The following is an 18,527-nucleotide window of genomic DNA, read 5'->3' as shown; positions in this document are numbered from 1 at the left end:
TGGCTTCGCTGCCGTTCGCGCTGGTCGGTGGCATCTGGTTCCTCTATCTGCAAGGCTACAACCTGTCGGTTGCCACCGGTGTGGGATTCATCGCCTTAGCGGGCGTGTCAGCCGAATTCGGCGTGGTTATGCTGCTGTATTTGAAGCAGGCGGTAGCTGCTCGACAGGGAACAGGAGCGACGCTGACGATCTCCATTCTTGAAGACGCGATTCGGGAAGGCGCCGTGCTGCGCGTTCGTCCCAAGGCCATGACCGTCGCCGTTATTCTGGCCGGCCTGGTACCTATTTTGTGGGGAAGTGGTGCTGGCTCCGAAGTCATGAGCCGCATCGCCGCACCCATGGTCGGCGGCATGATCACAGCGCCATTGCTATCCATGTTTGTTATTCCGGCTGCATATCGCTTGATGCGCGGTCACCAACCCAAAGCTGTACAGGCTTGATCTATCTTTAACCTGAAAGGAAATCCATCATGAAAAATAATTTCGTCACTGCAGCATTCACCAGCTTTGTCTTCCTTGGCGCGCCGTCGGCTTTTGCTGCGGACATGGGGAATATGAGCAATATGGGTAAAAGTGAGCAGACCGAGAAGACCGCACACGGTATAGGCGTCATCAAAGCTATTGATGTAAAGCAGAAAACCATTAATTTGGCTCATCAGCCCATCAAAGAACTTAACTGGCCAGCGATGACCATGGGCTTCATAGTAGCTGATGAGAAATTGCTCCGTGGACTCATGGTCGGTGAGCAGGTTTCCTTCGACCTAAAAGGGAGCGGTGCGGCGCCTGTGATCACTGGAATACGTCCAGCCAAATAAAACAACTTGCTCATGTTCGTGCTCGTGGTGGAAGTCTAACAGCGGGCACGAAAGAGCGGCCTTCATATAAGGAGTGCGGGTGGAAATCCGTTTTAAATCATGGGCTTAACATCATTCCTGCAAAAAATTCCCGAATCCCGGCCGATCCTCGGATAGTACCGTTTGGTGATGTTCAGGTATTTGAAACCATCGTCTTTCTGCGCGGAGAGATCATTGAGCAAATCCGATATTCAACATGGGCCGATGCATTTGACGGTCACGACCATGTCCTCAAAGAAGTGTCTGCGGTAGATGCGTCTGCGGCGGAGATGTCGCAGGAGGCAATTTCCCGGGCACTAAGTAGCAGCAGGGGGGGCGGGCGAATAGAGCAGTAGGAATGGGTAAAAAAACGGCGCTGATGTGCCCCGCATGCTGGCCGGGAGCCAGTACTGAAGGAACATGATGAAGAAAATGTTGATAGCAACTATTCTTGCTCTTACTGCATCGACTGGGTACTGCGCTACAGTATCTCTGCAGCCTGGTAAGTCATTGATGGAGCAAACACGAAACTTGGCGTCGGTGAGAGGTTACGTTGTCATCTGGAAGCTTCCCGTCGATGATCTTGCACAAAGCGCAGCACACCAGTACAACTCCTGGGAAGAGGCGATCTATGGCGCAACCAGACAGCTGTCAAATGTGACTCTCGCAGATGCGAACATTGCGGACCTTGCAGCTCCTGTAGTTTGTGAGACCAGCAAGACAATAGTTATAACAAATCTCAATGATGCCCGTAGTATCGTGCGTGATGATCAATCGCATACGTGTCGCGCACTGCACACTGATTAATGCTAGACGACTGCATAAGAATTCAACCTTCACAGAAAAGCTTTGACAAGCGGTAGAGAATTGCGGTCGTACACAATGACACCAAAGCTTTGGCCGATAGGTGAAAAAGTATCGCTCGAAGTGAGTTGGCGACGAAGGTGACGGTCGTGACACTGATATGCCTGGGGTGCCTAGAACCCCACGGAACACTTATCACTTTGAGAGCCGGCCTGATCCACAATAGGAATAAGTCGCCGAGCTGAACCTCGGCACCGAGCACGGATCCTAGTCTGTGCGTTTTGTGTCAAAAATTAGAAAGGCAGTCCCAAATTGGAACATAAAATTATTGTCGATAGCCGCGAATCGCGCTCAACTATTATCGAAGCGCTTCGTGGAATCAGCGGACTGGATGTTGAAGTTGCGGAGCTCGATACCGGCGACTACATTCTCAGAGATGATACGGTCGTCGAGCGGAAGTCGGCATCAGATTTTGTGATGTCGATTCAAGACAGTCGTCTGTTTGAGCAGGTCGGCAAGATGAAGATGTCGTTCACCAGGCAAATAATTTTGATTGAAGGGGACGTATACACTCAACGATCATTGATGAAGCCTGAGGCAATCGGAGGTGCTATTTCATATTTAATAGCCCTACAAGATGTCTCCGTGGTATCGACAAAAAATGCTCAAGAATCTGCAAATTTATTAGTCGCTATGAGCAAACATCTGCACTTCGGACTGCCGGCTCAACCAGTGTTAAGGCCGGCAAAGCCGAAGCCAAATTTGCAGGCTGTGCATTATGTGTTACAGGGACTACCTGGTGTTGGCCATAAATATTCTGTCGCCCTTGCAGAACACTTTGGAACAATACACAAAGTTATGGATGCCTCAATAGATGAGCTTTGCGAATGCAAAGGCATAGGAAGAAAGACAGCTGAGCGAATATATGAAATTGCCCATTGGAGTCAACTGAATGAGGTATAGAAAATGTCAGCCAGATTTGAGAAACTTTTTGAAAGCTTTTTGAACCGAAGTAGGGCTACAGGAAATCGGCTTTGGTATTAATGTGTATAAGCTGTTGATCTCGTAGGGATGATCAACTTCAACGCAAATGAGGATCTCAGGTCCTTCGAGACATTGCAAGACACTGATGATTTCACAGCCGGCAGGTAACGCTTTTCCAAACTCTATAATTCCTGGAACTTGATGCCAGATCTTGTCTGGCAATGGAATGGAGTCTGCAAATACATCCTCATCTTCACTTTGACTAACGAACGGTAAATATGGAATTCTGTCATTGAGTAAAATGGTGGTTAGCGCTGACCGAATTAAGAAATTGCTAGCTTGCTCGCTTCTGACGAGATCGGCTAAATTTGAATACTGACAAGACTCGAGTAGCCGCGCGATCTCATCTTTGTAGAACATATAGTCACCTAAGAATAAGAAATCATCGTCGTCTTCTTCTTCCTCGGACATGTCACTTGCATTCATTCCTTTTTCGAGGGCATTCCTTGCATACTCAGAACCAAGAGCGAGCATCGCTGCGTTTTGGTTTCCCTCATGTTTGTTGAAAATATGTCGAACCTGTATTTTTGGCAGGCTTAGACTGCCGACGTAATGTGTAATGGATTCAATGGCGCCTTGCTTTTGCACCGCAATCAAAGGAATGTCGAAGGGCTCGTCCCAATAGCGGAACTGAGAGGGCCTGGTATCGAGAATAAGCGTACCAACTCCTTTAAATTTCTTTCGGACTGCTTTCACCATCTCTGTGAGTACAAGAGCGCCTGATCCGACCGGGGCAGAGATTTTCCGTTCCCAAAGCCAACAAAAGCAGAGATCCGATTTCAAGATCAGTTCCGATGCATCGTCATGTTGCTCAAAGAACGAGTTCATCTGTAATACATCCGTGTCAGCAACCTGGTCGGCTGCCTGATGTAAAAATGAACGCCAATCACTTGGAGAACCCTGGGCTCTGTCTATTGTGTAGATCATCCCGCATGCGTAAGCGATGTGATCCCTATCATCTGTCGCCGGCGACAGAGTTGCACACCATTCGTACGCACGCACCGGAAAGCTAACGCCATGTTCGTTGTAGCGTGAAAATGTTATTTCAATCTCCAATGGCATTGCTTGCTGAAGCTCGCTAGACTCATCCGGCATGGTTGTTTCAGTAATCGAGATCACACTCTTCTTCAGAGGTGTTCCAACATGACTGAGAGCTAAGTCAAGATCATCAATATAGCCATTGGGCTGACGGTTGTTATGGAACAACGACACAATCGTTCGACTCTTCATTTCAGAAAGGAAGAAATCGAAAAGAATTGAGGCAATGTGGTCTTTGGTTTGGGGGCTAGATATCTTCTGAAAGCCTTCTTCCCTGGAAGACACTTTCAACTCGTCCAGAAGTTCTTGTTCGTGCTCGGATCGCAATAGCTCATGATAAATCGGCTCTACCATTTCGTACGCAAAGGTATCGTATAAGTATCCGCGAAGATCAAACGCCAGTTTGCCATCCGCTTTTAGTGACCTTGTAAGCAGATCCCCTATCGTTAGTGATTCGTCTATTTGGGATGGGAATAAAAATTGTGTAAGAGGGAGGAGCTGGTGAAGGTTATGGGGGACCTGCAATCCTGATTCTTCGAGGTACGCGAGCGCAGCCGGGCCTGAGTTCAGATGTTGAATCGCTGCACCGACCGATCCTACATGTGGGGATTCCAATCCTAAATAACGAAATTGGTGATAATTGTCATCTCTCACCGCCGGAGCGTATAGGCTAAGGAACCATGAATAGGGAGAACTTGAAGCGGCCATAATAGAAGTTTTGTGATTGACTAAATGCTTTGCATCTATACCTTACGGCATGGCTTTTGTCGACACACTATAATGTGCGTCTGAATGTCAGTCGATCTTTGATGGCAATAAAAAAGCCCCGCAAAGCGGGGCTTTTGTTTGAAGCTTGTTTAGTACGATGATTTACAGCTTGGACTCATCTACGCATTTAAGCGTAACTGCAGAGCCGAGCAGTTTTTCATCGCGCTTGAACGCTGGTTGAACTTGATTCAGTTTTTCCATGCATTCAGATTCAGAAACGAACACCAGTTTGTTGCCACCGGTGATATACGCTGCTGTGTTTGGAACTGGGAGATTCAAAAATGTTACGAGCAGAATCCAATTCATGATAATTCCTTTCAAAAAAATGAAATAGAGTCACACAAAGAATGTGAGAAGTTTCAACCAAAGAGGATGATTTAAGTATCACTGGCGTGGAAGCACAGCTAACCTAAAATTGATGCTACGAAGTAGCTGAGGTGCGTCAGAAGACGCGGGGAAAACTTGCCTGATCGATCTTCGAAAAGGAGCAAAGAACTGCGAATGGTTGCCATTGTCAGCTATGTGCGATGCACTGTCAAACATTTCTAGCCGTAGGAAGGGGAACGGCAACCAGTTATGTCGAGCAAGCGATTCAGCTTATCAGGGGCCGGATCTATTTTTGAACAACATTCGACGCGAGGGGGGACCTTTGTCTGTTGGTGGATCTGAAGAAAGGCCACAGCCGACCACGTTTTCGAGAACTGTCGCTTCAACCTGGCTTAGTTCGCTCTGAATGATCCGTACGTAGGCTTCGAACGCTTCACGCTCAGAATCGTCAAGCATTAGAAGAGGCAAGGCTGTGATGAGCGAGGCGATACAATTCGCGGTATCGTTTCGAGCGGTTCCTGGAGGCAGTGCTCTAAAAACTGCCAGCAATCTTTCGATTGTTTTGACCGCGGTTGACGCTTCCATACTCTATCCTTTTCTTTTTAACGGGCGGACGCGGCGGGTTTTCCCCCACAAGCTCTTCGCCACGAATATGTAGCACAGATTTTAGTTGAATCGGAGAACAAAAGAGAAAATGGAAATGGTTTTATCTTCACCATTGATACACGAAATCTTCGACCGTTTGCGGTCCCCGCATTCTCGGAGCACATCCGTAACTGAAATTCATTGGCCAGAGCGGGAAGGGCGGAGGTTTGTTCATTTGGCTGAAATCGCCACAACTCTTTCAGGGATGGATCGTCGGCTACTTGATTTTCCGCTTGAAGATCTACTACGCCAGCTTGCTGTTCCGGTCTTGATGGTTTTCAATCGCCCGCAAAAGCTGAATTCAGATTTTGCTACGTTATCTGCCGTATATGAAATAGATGCGGTCGCCGCCATGATTTTCTTTGAATGTCTCGGTTTTTCTGTTTCGGCACAGGCTGCGGTCGCGCGAGTCCGTCCGTCGGTTGTTCGACTTGCAGAGGTGACCCTCGCTGAGAATGCGGTCTACTGGTATCAGACGACACGCAACAAAACTTTTCTGCGGTTGACCACAAGTAGCCCACAACCGGTTGAGTCACGTTCGGACGCTATTGAGTTTAGAACACCTACGCGATGCCAGGTGAGCGCGGAACTGATCGCTGGATCGGTGCAAAGTATCAACATTAAGGCAGCGAATTGGCGCCCCCAACCAATTCAAGCAATGCTTCACTGCGAGCTTTGCGGATTTGACCGTCAACGAGGCGATGCTGATGCCAGTAAGGCTCATCGGGCATTTCATGCAAGATGGGAAAAATTGTACGAACCGGCGCCTACTCCTTCATTGGTCGTGTTATCCGAGCCTGGTCAAGGTATGGTCTTCGTGCAAAGCACATCGGATTTCTGGCTACACCGTCACATGTATGAGCGAGCGCTTGAATTCAAGCGGGAAATGCGATTCGATTCAACGCAATGGGAGAGACCCGTACGCAATGTCAGAGAGCAGTTGCGCGAAGGGGTCTTATTCACGCGGCCAGACGGAAGTATCGATGGTGCGGCCGCCTTTAGAATGCCAGCACAAAACGGAGGAGAAGACGCCGCTTGGGAATTAGATTGGATCTGGATACGCCCAGGGGCTAGGCGTCAGGGCCTATTAAGTGCACGGTGGCCGGTATTTCTTTCGCGCTACGGCGAATTCCGTATTTCCAGACCTTGGTCCAATGCGATGGCAACTTATGTTGCAGCCCAAGGTCGAGCACATCAACAAAATGGTTTACCCATTCAGCCCCTCTGAGGCGGGAGAGAAGGCATATCTCAGTTCCGGGCCCACGGGAATGGCCGAGTGAAGCCATCCGCTTCGCCGGCCTTTCGACACTTTTTCGTATTGAAAACCGAACTTCTGCCCGCTGTATTTTTTCAGAACCGGCCTAACGGCTTCAGGGTTTTCTCCAGTGAAGATATATTTAGTCGACATAAGGATCGTTCTTCGGTTCATCTCTTCCACTTCGTCTTGAGGAGCCAGGCGACTGATTGGGCCGCCAGGTTCATTCGAGAGCAGAAATGCGAAACGTGAAGTAAGCGCTAATCCGAGAACAACATCTGGAGTAGTGAGTCCGACACCCAGGTGCTTGTGCGCACGAGGGTGATAGAGCGTTACTGGCTGATCGCTGGTTATAAATCTGGTACCGAATGGCGCCTGAAGCAAAGTCGGCCGCATTTTATGCAGCAGCTGCAGCACCTCTAAATCAAACGCCATTCCGAACATCATTTCGAGAGAAGACGAGTTGGTCATGACAACTTGAAGATTTTTAGCGGCCAGCACGTCTTCTAGTCCTTCAGGTGGTGTTGGCAGCAATCCCTTTTTCTCCATATTCGTCAGTTGCGCGTGAATATGTTCGGCGTTAGAAGTGGCCAGATGCTCTTTGATTGCCGGCACTCGCATGCGCATCATAGAAAGGAAGCCAATCATCATGGACCTCGTGGCGGGGTTCATAAATCCGCCAGCGATCATGTCCTTCTGAGCGTAGGCGAATTTCCCCTCAAGAACTGATAGCTGCTTTTCTAATGCCTGTGGATCAGCTTCCGCATGACCGTCTAGCACATGGAAGTCCCTCTGATTTGCGAGGTTGATCGTCTTGGCGCCAATAATTTTCTCAGAATCACGATCAATCATATAAAGACCGTCGCCTGTGGGAGAGAAGCCGCGCAGATAATACGCAGGTAGATAGTGGTGGCGCCGCGGCTGTGGGTTCTTTTTTTCCATGTATGGTAGAGACTCGACTGTTGCTGGTGTGATGTGAGAATGCAATTATCGTATAATAACTCTCGCATCCTTCTTCCGAGCTGACGGCGCATCAGCATCTTTCTCGGTCCCTTCGGACAAAATCCCATTCTCAGAAATCTCTAGCTTGCCAAGTCAACTACCGGCAAAGGCTAACTACAGATTTTTACCCCACAGTCCGTGGGTTTCAGCTGGGTAACCAGCATTTTCCTCTAGCGGTGCCAAAAAGGGCCGCGCTCACCTGGAGACGATTCTCGTCAACCAGATATTTCAACCCTAGCGGGGCAATCCCGCTGGGATGCTCCGCATCCAATCGGAGCAATATATATGTCCAAAAGTAAAAAACTGCGCATCACACTGGCTGAGTTGGTGATTCGCAAATATGGAATTGTCGTTGAAGTCCCTGCGGATTTCAGCGAGAAGGAGATGTCCGTGCTCGACAAGACGTTAGTCGACACAGTTTCTTCCGCTGACTATTCCGGAAACGAACCTCATGAACAACTCGACACTGAAATTCTCGAGGCAACATCAGAGGACCAACCAACGTTTCGCATCGAGCGAACAGGGAACGGCGAGAGCTTCTCACTCGTTCGCATTGAGAATGCCGCGGCGCCAGTTGCGAACGCAAATATCATCGCGCCGACCTCAACGCTGTTGCAGGAGTTGCTCGATAAAGTGAACGACTACGATCGCAATTTAAATGCGAACGAAACGGTTGTATCGGCAGCTGACTACGAAGTGTTGCGCTACGCAGTTGTAGAGTCGATTCAAGGTATCTTGGATGGACTCGCCAACGGCAGCCAGGGCAATCAATCTAACGGCTAACCATATTCTGGCTGTTGGTCTCCCGATGTCCACGTGATCGCCAATAGCAGCATCACGTTGGATTGTCGTGGAGGTCGATAGTCTGGCTTTTATTCGGAGATATACATGACGATCTGGAAAGGGGCATTATGAGCATCGCCTGGATTCAACCACCGACACGCGATTCGAAAACGTATCAACTCATCAGTCCAGGCTCTGTTCGCTGTGGCTGCGGGGGAATCGTTGAACTGGAAGGCGCAGACGATTGCGACTGCGTCCAGTGCGGACACAGCTATAACCAGTTCGGCCAGCGCCTGGCGCCGGTAGCGCACTGGGAAGGCTAAATTTAAGAAACCATAGCGCCGGTATTATCGGCAATCACAAACCGCCTGGGCAACTCTGTCCAGGCGGCGGGTTTCTCAGGCGATCTCTCATGGAGAATATATGCCTCAATTTTCTTGGAGTCGGTTTGGCCCCGGAAGCTGCCGCGCGCGGGTATGCAATATCTGAAATACAACGCGGCACCCGCAAACAGCCTGAGACTGACTTTGTCGATCGCGACGTCGTAATTGTCTGTGGCGCAGCTGTCCACAGAACGGCTGATCGCTTCGGGTGGGCGTCCGTAGCGTCCAATCCCGACACTGTCGATGTAAGGATAAAGGATGCCAGAACGTCTGGGTCATGTTTTTCTAATCTCTGATCGGTGTAAGTGAATGGCGTCGATGGTCCAAAGCACGTTGGGGAGCAACCGGTAGTTTCAAATTCAACTTGCGAGAATAGGCACAAGTGCCTATTATTGAAATTCGCTCTAGAGTCCAGCAAACATCTAAATTGAGGAAATATGGCCGAATCATCTATTGCCCACGTATACATCCATGACGTTGAAGTAGGCTCTGTGCCGTTGGAGCAATACAAGGCGATCTTGGCGGAAATTCGTCGGGATAAACGACTCTATCTTGCGCAAGCTGGAGAATATCTCGCCGCTAGTACCAGGTTCGTCATCGATCTCGTGAGACTCTACATATTTGTGCTCGGCACAATGGTTTCAGCGTACGCCATATACTGCGCGTATTCGGACTTCGGTACGGACGCAATAGCCTCATTCCAAAACGCCACTCCCGCTCAACTTTCAGAAGGTCTTCGTGTGCTTCTGTTTGCAAGCGTTCTTTTTGCTTTTATGGCGATCGCCTTGCAAGTGATGTTTTGGAACAAAAGATTGTTTCAGGCCAGAAGTGAGTTTCAGGTCGCGATCCATCGGCGGATTTGTAAGCTCCTTGAAGTCCCGTCGGAAGGCCCAATGAGAGTCACATGGATAGAGGAACGGGCGGGGAACAAGTCTAAGGGCATAACGGTGCAAGATCTACAGAACGCCTATAACAGCGCTGTCAATAAATAGCGTGGATAATCGCGAAGCATTTCAGGCCATCCTTGTTGAAAATAAGCTGACCCAAGCACAAGCGGCGGCGATTATTTGTGCGCATACCCATCGCCCGTGTTCAGTCCGGACTGTGCGCTCTTGGTTGAACGATCCTGAAAAGTCTAGTTCTCGCCCGTGTCAGGATTGGGCCGTTCAAGCTCTACGGGACGCCTTAATCAGACAAGACAAATAGGAGTTGACGTTCAGATGAAGCCGGCCTGTTGGTCGGCTTTTGCATTTATTGTCAGAAATTTAGGAGCGGTTCGCAATTACCGTCAGATATTGCGGTGCGCCGGGAGCAATCGAGATTTCGTTTTCGAAAAGTGACAGAAAAGGGGCTAAATCGCGTGCTGCGCGTCCTATATTTTTTTGTCGGCAATGGCATCATTGTGACTCTTCTTTTGCGTGCGACTTGAATCTCACCGGACAGGGGCTTGAACAATCCAGACTTTATGGCACGCTCAAGCATCAAAGGTTTCTAAATATAACAATGTCATCATTATCTTTTCAAAGGCCTGATCGAGTTGTGCTTGTGGGGTTTGGCTTGGTCGGGCCGGCTTTGGTGCCGCTCTTGATTAAAGAATTAGACATCCTTCCAGGCCAGATCACTGCAATAGCTGCGGACAAAAATGGCACCGGCGATGCCAGTCGGCTGGGCATTGCGCACCTATGCCTACCTCTTACTGAATCCAATTTTGCGGAAGTACTGGCTGAGTTTGCCACTCAAGGGGATTGGATCATTAACGTCAGTGTCGATGTATCGTCTTTGGCGCTAATTGAGTGGTCCAGGGACAACGGGGTCAACTATCTCGATACGTGCGTTGAACCTTGGCCGGGCGGTTATGCTGGCCAGGATGTCGGCGCGACAACAAATTATGAGTTGCGCCGGCGTGCTCTGGAGCTGTCGGAAGAGGGGGCCCCTACCGCAGTCATTGCTCATGGAGCGAATCCCGGATTGATCACTCACTTGGCCAAAGAGGGGCTACTTCGCATCGCAGCAGAATTCGGCATCCCGTTCGATGGAGATTGGGCGCAACTGGCAGAGTGCTGCGGCGTACGAGTGATACAAATTGCAGAATACGACTCCCAACGTACCGGCCGTGCGCCGCTGTTAGGCGAGTTCGTTAATACCTGGTCCGTCCACGGTTTTCTTTCGGAGCTACGTCAGCAGGCTGAAATCGGTTGGGGGACTCACGAACCTTCATGGCCGACAGGCGCGTCTGGCCATAACCAAGGGGATCGTTCGTCCATTTACCTGACAACGCGGGGTGTAGATACACCAGTTCATTCATGGGCGCCGGCGGTTGGGCCCGTATCAGCGTTGGCCGTCCCACATCACGAGGCGTCATCGTTGACTAGTCTCCTTACGGTGCGCACGGCTCAAGAGGTGGTGTACAGACCAACGGTCTACTACGCATACCATCCATCGCCAATGACGCTTGCATCAATCGAGCAGTGGAAGGCGAACAATTACCGCCCCCCGTATTCATCCACGGTTGTTCGAGACGAAATTCGAGATGGATCGGATGATCTGGGCCTGTTGTTTCTCACAACAAAAGGCGGCTTTTGGTACGGCTCTCGCTTGGAGACCAATGAAGCTCGAAGCCTTGCCGCCTGCAATTCCGCGACGTCCTTACAAGTTGCTGCCGGCATTGTAGGCGCCCTCAAATGGATGATGTTGAATCCCAATAGGGGAGTGGTTGAAGCCGAGGATATGGATCACGAGGTCGTTCTGGATGTTGCCAGGTCGTATTTGGGGTCGTTGAGATTTCTCCGTACTGATTGGACGCCAGGTGCTCAGGGAGATATGACGTTTGAAACATTTTTAATTAAAAAGGGGGTTGACGCATGAAACGTTCGGTCTCGGTAAAGCTTGTTTTGCTCGGAACGGTTGTGACCGTAGTTACCGGTTGCGAACCCAATCAAAGCGAACCGCCGCGAGAGGCACAGCAGCTGGAAATTCAACAGCAGATGTACGCGACTCAGTCGGCCTGCATTGACGACTGGGGCGACACCGACAATTGCAAGCCCGCAAACACATCATCTTCTGGCACCAGTGGCGCCCATGGTGGGGCATATTTAGGCCCACGCTACTATTGGGACCGCGGTTTGGGTCAGCCTGTCGTCGTTGAGCCATCAGGAGCTAGTCGAGTGGTCAGCAACAGCCACCTGACGCCCGCTGGTTCGAGTGTGGCGAGATCGGTTTCGTCGTCGTCGGTGAGCCGAGCATCAGTTTCTTCGGTTTCTTCCGTTTCCCACGGCGGGTTTGGCAGTACTGCCCACGGATTTTCTTCGGCGGGGGGCTAACCATGAAACGTTTAAACGTCGTCCCGCGCGCGAATTACAAGCAAACACTGGAGACACAAGGGCTGTCATTCCATAGCTGGGACAATTATTGGTCCGAGTCCGTTGCATACGAATTCACGCTCGCCCAGATCGAAACTATTGAGGCAGCAGCGGAAGAATTGAATGCAATGTCGATGAATGCTTTGCGTCACGTCCTGAAGACAAAGCAACTCGGTCGAATGGGTATCCCGTCGCAATTTCACGAGGGAATTGAGGCGTCATTCGATCGGGGTGATTTCTCCCTTTACGCTCGATTCGATTTTGCCTATGACGGGATGAATCCTCCGAAGCTACTGGAACTGAATTTCGACACGCCTACATCACTTCTTGAGCAAGCTGTGTGCTCCTGGCAGTGGATGGAAGATGTGAAGCCTGATGCTGATCAGTTCAATTCACTGCACGAAAGGCTGATTGAACATTGGCGGCAAATGCCAGGTGATGGTTCTGTTCATATCGCGACACTCGCGGACAATGAAGAAGATTGGGTTACTGGGGCGTATCTATTGGACACCCTGACTCAAGCCGGTCGAGAAGGCGTCCAAATCACTGTTGAAGAGATCGGCTACGATCACAGCCGTAAGATTTTCGTTGATGGCGCCGGTAAAGATATCCAGACTCTGTTCAAGCTTTATCCGTGGGAATGGATCTGGAAAGAAGAGTTTGGCCCACACGTTGCTGGAAGCAACACCCGCTTTGTCGAGCCGATGTGGAAATCGGTGTTGTCCAGCAAGGCAATTCTGCCGATCCTCTGGGAGCTTTATCCGGATCATCCCAACTTGCTGCCTGCATTTTTCGAGTCGGGCAAACTGCAATCCTTTGCTCGGAAGCCTATCTACTCTCGCGAGGGCGCAAACGTCAGCTTGGTTCATCTCGGCAACGTCATCGCAGAAGATGACGGTCCTTACGGCGCCGAGGGATGGATTGAGCAACAGCTGTGCTTACTTCCGGAGTTCGATGGCCATTATCCGGTCGTAGGCGCCTGGATCGTTGGCGGGCAGCCGGCCGGTATGACGATCCGGGAAGACACGAGCCCTATCACAACAAACATGTCGAATTTTGTGCAGCATTATTTCATTTAATTTCGGAGCCATCAATGCTACTCGCCGCTGTTATCGCCTTCGCTAAGTACTTCTTCACTTCCATGCTGTTGCTTGGAATTTTTGTGACTGCATACGTGCGTCTTACACCTTACCGCGAGTTTGCGTTGATTCGGGAAGGTAACGTTGCGGCCGCGGTAACGCTGGCGGGCGCGATTTTGGGGTTTGTTTTCCCTTTGTTTTCGTCAATCTACTATACCCAAGGGCTTGTGGAAATGTGTTTGTGGGCCGGTATAACCGCGGCGGTGCAGTTCGTCGTGTTCATCTGTTTGCGCAGTCAGGCGCGAGAAATCGAAAACGGCAATGTCGCTGCCGGCTTGATCGTGGCTACATTTTCCGTCGCAGCAGGTTTGCTCAATGCAGTGTCGATCTCGCACTAGGGTAGAAATCGACTCCGGGTTGTCTGAATCATGGTTTGGATAGCGATAAACCGTAAAAACAAGGTAGTTGACGTCCAGCATTGCCCGAATGCATGCGGTTTAATCTAACTCTGCTGCCGTTCGGTGGCATGTTGAATAACAACCTCCAAATTTTGAAAGGAACTTAGATGCCCAAGGACCGTATTCTCCAGATTGAAGATGTTCGCGAAGTGCACATCACGACAGATCGCAAACCATTTACTGGAACGATCATCAGTGGAAAAACCGGGGAAGGAAAAACTACGATGTATGCCGACATGGTTCGTGATGCCATGCGCCAGGATCCTGAGCATGTCCTGATCGGTGAACTCAAGCAAGGGCCAAGCCAGGGCTGAAGGTGCATCATACAGTCTAGATGCGGCCCTTTTTTTCGGAACCGCATCTATTCCAAATGGCATAATAGCCATCCATTTCACTCCCTGAGGATCCTAAATGCCAGTTACAAAAGACTCATTCGATTCCGAGACAATCGAAATTTTGGGACTAGCTGCGGCGATCGTGTCCGCGATCCAGGGATTGCAGGAATTGAAGGATTGGTTCGAAGAGCAACCAGTTGAGACATACGAAGAAATGAAGAAAATCGTGGTGGGTGTAAACGCACCACTGAGGCAAGCTGCGATCGATCTTTTCAAGACCGTGACATACGGGGGCGCAAAGCGCAAAGCCGAAGCGCCAGTGGCCTACAAGAAACTCAGTAAGGCGATTCGCGAAGTCTTGCCGGATGTTCAAATCGCGATGGATCTCGAAATCGCGACAAAAAAAGCATCGAATACCGCGGCGACCCAGGTTCGTTTTAAGGTGTTTAACGTTCTCCATGAAGTCCAGAACCTTTTGGAGAAGCGAAGCTCTCCTGCCTCGTAAGCGACGGTGTTGGACGTCCAAGCTAGAAATAAAGTTGAAGAGATATATAGGGGAAGGACAATGAAAGCAGAATCGTCACAAGTTGAAGGCATTGGAGAAGGTTTGATGAACAACTTGGTCTATCCAATTATCTTCTTCGCAGTTGTGTGCGCCATTGTCAGTTTCTGGGGTCCTGGTTCTGATCGTTGGGACGAGGCATATCTGACCCGCGCGAAATATCATTTGGCGAGTGATGCCGAATTGAACGAGATTAAAGAGAAAAAGTCACTGTGCGAAAGTTCTTCGGGATGCAATTGGACTGAACTTTCACAGCAGCCTAAGTATTTTGCTGAAAGCGCACTGAGGATCATTGCGAAAAAGTCCGCTGAGAAAGCATTTGGCGATGAGTTGACTCGCCTTCAATTGAATCAAAATACGGTGTTGAAGGCCCAGGTTGCTCAACACGGCTTGAATATCGCACAACAACAGGAGATGAGAAACTGTAGGCGATTCGGATGGTCCGATCGCAATTCCTGTGAGAAGTTTTTCATCAGCTATAAGGCCAATAAGTTAGCGGAAGTTTCTGAGCTCCTGCCGGCGGCAATATCGAATGTGGACTTCGTCAATCTCGTTGAGCTCAAGGCGGCTGCGTTAGTTGATTAATCTGCAAATGGCGGATGCATAGTCAAATGCCTTGCTACAAAATGGTCGTGGTGTAAATCGAACACTGTCGTGAAAATCTTACCGATTTGAGTTATCCTAAGCGCATGCCTTACGGGCTCAGCAATCATCAGCTGGAGCGTCTCTCCGCCGCTTAGTCGAATCTGCATCAAGTCATGTTTTCCCGAACTTGTTCGTTTCGAAATGTAGTAAATGCGGAGTTCGAAACGATAATTCCTGTTCGAGGACGATATGTCATCCCAAAATTTGACGCGGGAAGTCTTTTCGTCGATTGTTAAAAAAATCGACGCCGCCGCAAGCAATCTTTTCCGAGTTTTTCCCTTCCCGTTACGCGATGGTTTGGCCTATGGCTTCATAGGTAAGCCCCAGGCGTCCCTGCTAAGTTTGCTCGACAGGGGGTTGGTGGTGCCAATATCATCGTTTTCATCGCTCCTATTTCGTGCAAAGCTGTCGACAGAAAGAAACTGGCGCGAAGCGGACGCCATATCCGCAATTGTTGGTGGCGTCGAGGTCGACATCAAAGTCATCAGAGCCCCATACGATCGTCAAGGAGCCGCCAAGTATCACGACGATTTATATGACGTTATGGTACGGGTGATCAATGCACCGCTGCATGTAGTTGAGAGTTCGCCTAAATTCTTGATCCCGGAGTTTTTGTCGGCCGACGGCGGTACTAACGCCAAGCTCGTTGATGGTCACTCTCACCGTTACGAAAATCCAGATCGCCACTTGTCGGTGACAAGAGGTGGTGAGGGCGCCGAACTTTTGACAACTCGGTTGCTGGATGGCGTGTGGCGTGGCGGACTTTCCATCCGCGGTGTCAAACAGAGAGCGAATCCCTCGGATACGATTAGATCGGTGCGTACCGCTTTGGCCAGGCGCGTATTGGCTGCGGTTTGTCCAGAGGTGCGTATCTTCGCCTTTCAACCAGATACCTATAACCCAGTTGTGTGGCATCTTGAGGTCGACATTGACTTCGCCCTCGAGCAGAATCTTGCTAACTTGCGATTTTCGCTCGTACTGCCAGAGGTGGAAAATTGGGCCTGGCGTTCCCATAGGACTGATTCTCTTGTGCCGGAGAGCGATGGGGGTTTCTCGGTTGAGACGCGCGCGGGGCAGTTTCAAGTGCTTCTTCAGTGGTTCGGTGAAAAGGGGCTTAACGCAACCGATATGGAGCGTCACCTCGCTGTCGCCAAAGGCGCTTTACTTGAGACGATCCATCGCCACATCAAGAAAATTAAACAGGTCTGACGGTTTAAATAGATGTACGGTGGGCACGTCTTGCAAAGACGTAGCCCGTCGGATATTCGCACTTGAGGAGGAATCGAAAATGACGAAGTTGCCCTTTCATGGTTTGTTTGGCCGGTCCACGATGGCATTTGCGGTCAACACGTTGATTATTTGGGTATTTGCGATGGTGATCGCCTACCTAGTTGGCGGCTACGCTGTACTGAATCCATATACAGCCATAGGAGCACTCGCTGCGCCTGCGCTTTGGTTGCTCGTGAATTCTTTTTGTACCTGGTACAAGTCATCGAAGAAATAATCACCAACCGATTGTCAGATGAGTGTTGAATGTTTTCTATAGTTTAGTCGCGGCTGGAGGTTCTGATCTGACAGTTTAATAGTGTCGCAACGCCGGCATCTATCAAAGATGTCCAGGCAGGTATTTAATCGTTTTTTTAGGGGTGGGGAAATGCCAGTTCATAAATTGCCGGCGTTTAATGAAAAATTTACCGGTCACAAGAAACGAGCTGCTAAACGTGCGATCCTCATTGAAACCGCCGATGAGGCCAGGCTAGAGGCGATCAGCTTTGCAGAAATAAATGGCGTGGACGTCATGCATGCCAAGAAAATTGCGGCAGAATGGTTTGCGGCGTCGCAGTTGCATTCCGACTGGGCTGCGTATGCGACCGAGGAATTATTGCGAAAAAAACTCAAGGCTGACTTGATGGCGTCAGGCGACCCGAAAGGGAAATGAATTTGTCGTCAGAATGCGCGTGCTGAAGCCATCAATATTGCAGATTCATGCAACCTTCTTTTCGGCGGCGCCGTTTGCGAAAGAATATTTGACGATATAATCAGGGCTGTTTTCTTCGATCGCTTTTACGCGATCACAGCCACGCGTCAGCGTGCGTTTAGCTAGAGTACCTAGCATTTTTATTTTAATCCCCGCGGGTAAGCCATTCCCGTGAGGGGATAGCTCCGTGTATTTCTGAGACTAGGAGCAAAAAATGCAATTCAACGAGAAAGTTCAAGCGGCCCTGCGCCACGTCCACGGTGTTTTTCCTACTGTAACCCAGGTTTTTTATGGGAATAACGGGCGTTGGCTATTCTGCAACGAGGACTTGGATTGTCCGAGCTTCGATGAGGCACCCGGCATGGTAGACGTTGGTCTTCTGGAGGATGCGGCAGATGCTGCAGAGAAGGACAAAGGTCTTCCATGCGCGTACCGGCTTCTCACCCTTGCCGACTACTACTTGTGGTGGGAAAAACTTGGCAACATCCCAGTATCCGAAGGAACAGTGGATGTAGATGCGGACACCATCGAGGAATCGTTCTTGCAGTTTCCTGTTGGTACTCACCGCGAAGAGATCTGGCACTGGTTTGAGGCACAGCATCCGGATTTTGTGGTCGGTGAGGTTATGCAGGGTATTCGTAAAAAGAGTACCTAACATTCGCGACCGTCGTAGTGTTGGCGCCGTTTGCGATCAGCAAAACCGCACTGTATAATCAAGACTGTTACCCCCGATCGTTTCTATGCGATCACCAGCTCGCTTCCATGCTTGCGCCTAGCTAGAGAATCTAGCATTCCACCCGCAAGTTCTACCTTGCAAAATACTTTTACCCCGACGGACAACCATTTTCCGTTAGGGACATGGTTTTCGTCATTTCCTTTTGGAGAAACCATGAACGCAATCACCACCAACAACGTCGGTAAATTCACAGCGAATCGCAAAATCATCACAGAATATCTGATGACAGTCCTGTTGATCTTGGCTGTCAGTTCTTTGATTGTTCTGGCCGGTATTGCTCTGGTCGCTAACCCCAACGCCACAGAAGCAAGTTTTTCTCTCGGGAAGAATCTGCAGTTTGGTGGCTTTACAGGCATCGGCATTGGCTTGTTGTCCCTGCCTTTGTTCGTAATCGGCTATATCAAGAAGGCAAAGTAACACTGCTCCCCGCACCTAACGGTCCGGGGAGTTTTTGTTTGCAGAACGTTATCAACAAGGCCGAGTTTTCATTTCAG

General features: G+C 49.9%; 22 protein-coding genes. 18 read left to right on the top strand and 4 right to left on the bottom strand.

Annotated features, from left to right (window positions below; genetic code table 11):
• From RV1423_RS25220 to RV1423_RS25205, 3 genes are all read left to right on the top strand, one after another.
• Positions 1-440: efflux RND transporter permease subunit (locus RV1423_RS25220; RefSeq protein WP_034303005.1), on the top strand; the 440-nt coding region annotated here is incomplete at its 5' end.
• A gap of 29 nt (positions 441-469) precedes the next feature.
• A complete protein-coding gene (locus tag RV1423_RS25215; RefSeq protein WP_034303003.1) occupies positions 470-814 on the top strand; it encodes a copper-binding protein in 345 nt (114 codons plus the stop codon).
• Between the two features lie 1,134 nt (positions 815-1,948).
• Positions 1,949-2,599 (top strand): ERCC4 domain-containing protein, encoded by a 651-nt coding sequence (locus RV1423_RS25205; protein WP_051516943.1) that lies wholly within the window; start codon positions 1,949-1,951, stop codon positions 2,597-2,599.
• Positions 2,600-2,605: 6 nt separating this feature from the next.
• Here the strand turns inward: RV1423_RS25205 and RV1423_RS25200 are convergent, their stop codons facing one another.
• The 3 genes from RV1423_RS25200 to RV1423_RS30130 all read right to left on the bottom strand — a co-directional run bounded on the left by RV1423_RS25200 (position 2,606) and on the right by RV1423_RS30130 (position 5,398).
• Positions 2,606-4,426, bottom strand: a complete 1,821-nt coding sequence (locus tag RV1423_RS25200; RefSeq protein ID WP_155835274.1) for a hypothetical protein — start codon at positions 4,424-4,426, stop codon at positions 2,606-2,608.
• A 162-nt stretch (positions 4,427-4,588) separates the two neighbouring features.
• Positions 4,589-4,792 (bottom strand): hypothetical protein, encoded by a 204-nt coding sequence (locus RV1423_RS25195; RefSeq protein WP_034302997.1) that lies wholly within the window; start codon positions 4,790-4,792, stop codon positions 4,589-4,591.
• A gap of 294 nt (positions 4,793-5,086) precedes the next feature.
• The gene (locus RV1423_RS30130; RefSeq protein ID WP_155835273.1) at positions 5,087-5,398 is read right to left on the bottom strand and encodes a hypothetical protein; all 312 of its coding nucleotides are present in this window, start codon (positions 5,396-5,398) and stop codon (positions 5,087-5,089) included.
• A 235-nt stretch (positions 5,399-5,633) separates the two neighbouring features.
• On the opposite strand from RV1423_RS30130, the gene RV1423_RS30125 reads away from it, so the two are divergent.
• The gene (locus tag RV1423_RS30125) at positions 5,634-6,686 is read left to right on the top strand and encodes a hypothetical protein (protein WP_155835272.1); all 1,053 of its coding nucleotides are present in this window, start codon (positions 5,634-5,636) and stop codon (positions 6,684-6,686) included.
• Here the strand turns inward: RV1423_RS30125 and RV1423_RS25185 are convergent.
• Positions 6,666-7,655: a DUF4238 domain-containing protein gene (locus RV1423_RS25185; protein ID WP_081769003.1), complete on the bottom strand. Its 990-nt coding sequence runs from the start codon at positions 7,653-7,655 to the stop codon at positions 6,666-6,668. The two genes, RV1423_RS30125 and RV1423_RS25185, sit on opposite strands and share 21 nt — an antisense overlap.
• Positions 7,656-8,000: 345 nt before the next feature.
• On the opposite strand from RV1423_RS25185, the gene RV1423_RS25180 reads away from it, so the two are divergent.
• From RV1423_RS25180 to RV1423_RS25105, 14 genes are all read left to right on the top strand, one after another.
• On the top strand, positions 8,001-8,498 hold the full coding sequence (locus tag RV1423_RS25180) for a hypothetical protein (protein ID WP_034302992.1): 498 nt from the start codon (positions 8,001-8,003) through the stop codon (positions 8,496-8,498).
• Positions 8,499-9,318: 820 nt separating this feature from the next.
• A complete protein-coding gene (locus RV1423_RS25170) occupies positions 9,319-9,873 on the top strand; it encodes a hypothetical protein (RefSeq protein ID WP_034302988.1) in 555 nt (184 codons plus the stop codon).
• Between the two features lie 433 nt (positions 9,874-10,306).
• Complete coding sequence (locus tag RV1423_RS25165) at positions 10,307-11,746, top strand: saccharopine dehydrogenase C-terminal domain-containing protein (RefSeq protein ID WP_155835271.1); 1,440 nt, start codon at positions 10,307-10,309, stop codon at positions 11,744-11,746.
• Positions 11,743-12,201, top strand: coding sequence for a DUF1190 domain-containing protein (locus tag RV1423_RS30995; protein ID WP_373419982.1), 459 nt, complete (start codon positions 11,743-11,745; stop codon positions 12,199-12,201). Before RV1423_RS25165 ends, RV1423_RS30995 begins: the two co-directional genes overlap by 4 nt.
• Positions 12,202-12,203: 2 nt before the next feature.
• On the top strand, positions 12,204-13,319 hold the full coding sequence (locus RV1423_RS25155) for a glutathionylspermidine synthase family protein (RefSeq protein WP_034302986.1): 1,116 nt from the start codon (positions 12,204-12,206) through the stop codon (positions 13,317-13,319).
• Between the two features lie 14 nt (positions 13,320-13,333).
• Positions 13,334-13,717 (top strand): DUF350 domain-containing protein, encoded by a 384-nt coding sequence (locus RV1423_RS25150; protein ID WP_034302984.1) that lies wholly within the window; start codon positions 13,334-13,336, stop codon positions 13,715-13,717.
• A gap of 167 nt (positions 13,718-13,884) precedes the next feature.
• The gene (locus tag RV1423_RS25145; RefSeq protein ID WP_034302982.1) at positions 13,885-14,091 is read left to right on the top strand and encodes an ATPase, T2SS/T4P/T4SS family; all 207 of its coding nucleotides are present in this window, start codon (positions 13,885-13,887) and stop codon (positions 14,089-14,091) included.
• A 97-nt stretch (positions 14,092-14,188) separates the two neighbouring features.
• Positions 14,189-14,617: a hypothetical protein gene (locus RV1423_RS25140; protein ID WP_034302980.1), complete on the top strand. Its 429-nt coding sequence runs from the start codon at positions 14,189-14,191 to the stop codon at positions 14,615-14,617.
• Positions 14,618-14,677: 60 nt separating this feature from the next.
• The gene (locus tag RV1423_RS25135; RefSeq protein ID WP_155835270.1) at positions 14,678-15,259 is read left to right on the top strand and encodes a hypothetical protein; all 582 of its coding nucleotides are present in this window, start codon (positions 14,678-14,680) and stop codon (positions 15,257-15,259) included.
• Positions 15,260-15,508: 249 nt separating this feature from the next.
• On the top strand, positions 15,509-16,528 hold the full coding sequence (locus tag RV1423_RS25130) for a hypothetical protein (protein WP_034302976.1): 1,020 nt from the start codon (positions 15,509-15,511) through the stop codon (positions 16,526-16,528).
• A gap of 79 nt (positions 16,529-16,607) precedes the next feature.
• Entirely contained in the window at positions 16,608-16,823 is a 216-nt protein-coding gene (locus RV1423_RS25125; RefSeq protein WP_034302974.1) for a hypothetical protein, read from the top strand.
• Between the two features lie 150 nt (positions 16,824-16,973).
• A complete protein-coding gene (locus tag RV1423_RS25120; RefSeq protein ID WP_155835269.1) occupies positions 16,974-17,258 on the top strand; it encodes a hypothetical protein in 285 nt (94 codons plus the stop codon).
• Between the two features lie 253 nt (positions 17,259-17,511).
• Complete coding sequence (locus RV1423_RS30440; RefSeq protein ID WP_051516941.1) at positions 17,512-17,952, top strand: hypothetical protein; 441 nt, start codon at positions 17,512-17,514, stop codon at positions 17,950-17,952.
• A 234-nt stretch (positions 17,953-18,186) separates the two neighbouring features.
• Positions 18,187-18,450 carry a hypothetical protein gene (locus tag RV1423_RS25105; protein WP_034302970.1) on the top strand — a complete coding sequence of 88 codons (264 nt, stop codon included), beginning with the start codon at positions 18,187-18,189 and terminating at the stop codon, positions 18,448-18,450.
• The last annotated feature ends 77 nt before the right edge of the window (positions 18,451-18,527 follow it).

The organism is Herbaspirillum sp. RV1423 (assembly GCF_000577615.1).
Taxonomy (GTDB): Bacteria; Pseudomonadota; Gammaproteobacteria; order Burkholderiales; family Burkholderiaceae_D; genus Herbaspirillum.
Note: the sequence above shows the minus strand (reverse complement) of the source record. Positions and strands in the feature narration are given on the sequence as shown.

Coding starts and splice junctions, on each gene's coding strand:
- RV1423_RS25170 (WP_034302988.1), top strand. CDS start 9,319: ATGGCCGAATCATCTATTGCCCACGTATACATCCATGACGTTGAAGTA.
- RV1423_RS25155 (WP_034302986.1), top strand. CDS start 12,204: ATGAAACGTTTAAACGTCGTCCCGCGCGCGAATTACAAGCAAACACTG.
- RV1423_RS25200 (WP_155835274.1), bottom strand. CDS start 4,426: ATGGCCGCTTCAAGTTCTCCCTATTCATGGTTCCTTAGCCTATACGCT.
- RV1423_RS25105 (WP_034302970.1), top strand. CDS start 18,187: ATGAACGCAATCACCACCAACAACGTCGGTAAATTCACAGCGAATCGC.
- RV1423_RS25120 (WP_155835269.1), top strand. CDS start 16,974: ATGCCAGTTCATAAATTGCCGGCGTTTAATGAAAAATTTACCGGTCAC.
- RV1423_RS25195 (WP_034302997.1), bottom strand. CDS start 4,792: ATGAATTGGATTCTGCTCGTAACATTTTTGAATCTCCCAGTTCCAAAC.
- RV1423_RS25150 (WP_034302984.1), top strand. CDS start 13,334: ATGCTACTCGCCGCTGTTATCGCCTTCGCTAAGTACTTCTTCACTTCC.
- RV1423_RS25135 (WP_155835270.1), top strand. CDS start 14,678: ATGAAAGCAGAATCGTCACAAGTTGAAGGCATTGGAGAAGGTTTGATG.
- RV1423_RS25145 (WP_034302982.1), top strand. CDS start 13,885: ATGCCCAAGGACCGTATTCTCCAGATTGAAGATGTTCGCGAAGTGCAC.
- RV1423_RS25215 (WP_034303003.1), top strand. CDS start 470: ATGAAAAATAATTTCGTCACTGCAGCATTCACCAGCTTTGTCTTCCTT.
- RV1423_RS30440 (WP_051516941.1), top strand. CDS start 17,512: ATGCAATTCAACGAGAAAGTTCAAGCGGCCCTGCGCCACGTCCACGGT.
- RV1423_RS25140 (WP_034302980.1), top strand. CDS start 14,189: ATGCCAGTTACAAAAGACTCATTCGATTCCGAGACAATCGAAATTTTG.
- RV1423_RS30130 (WP_155835273.1), bottom strand. CDS start 5,398: ATGGAAGCGTCAACCGCGGTCAAAACAATCGAAAGATTGCTGGCAGTT.
- RV1423_RS25180 (WP_034302992.1), top strand. CDS start 8,001: ATGTCCAAAAGTAAAAAACTGCGCATCACACTGGCTGAGTTGGTGATT.
- RV1423_RS30995 (WP_373419982.1), top strand. CDS start 11,743: ATGAAACGTTCGGTCTCGGTAAAGCTTGTTTTGCTCGGAACGGTTGTG.
- RV1423_RS25185 (WP_081769003.1), bottom strand. CDS start 7,655: ATGGAAAAAAAGAACCCACAGCCGCGGCGCCACCACTATCTACCTGCG.
- RV1423_RS25130 (WP_034302976.1), top strand. CDS start 15,509: ATGTCATCCCAAAATTTGACGCGGGAAGTCTTTTCGTCGATTGTTAAA.
- RV1423_RS25125 (WP_034302974.1), top strand. CDS start 16,608: ATGACGAAGTTGCCCTTTCATGGTTTGTTTGGCCGGTCCACGATGGCA.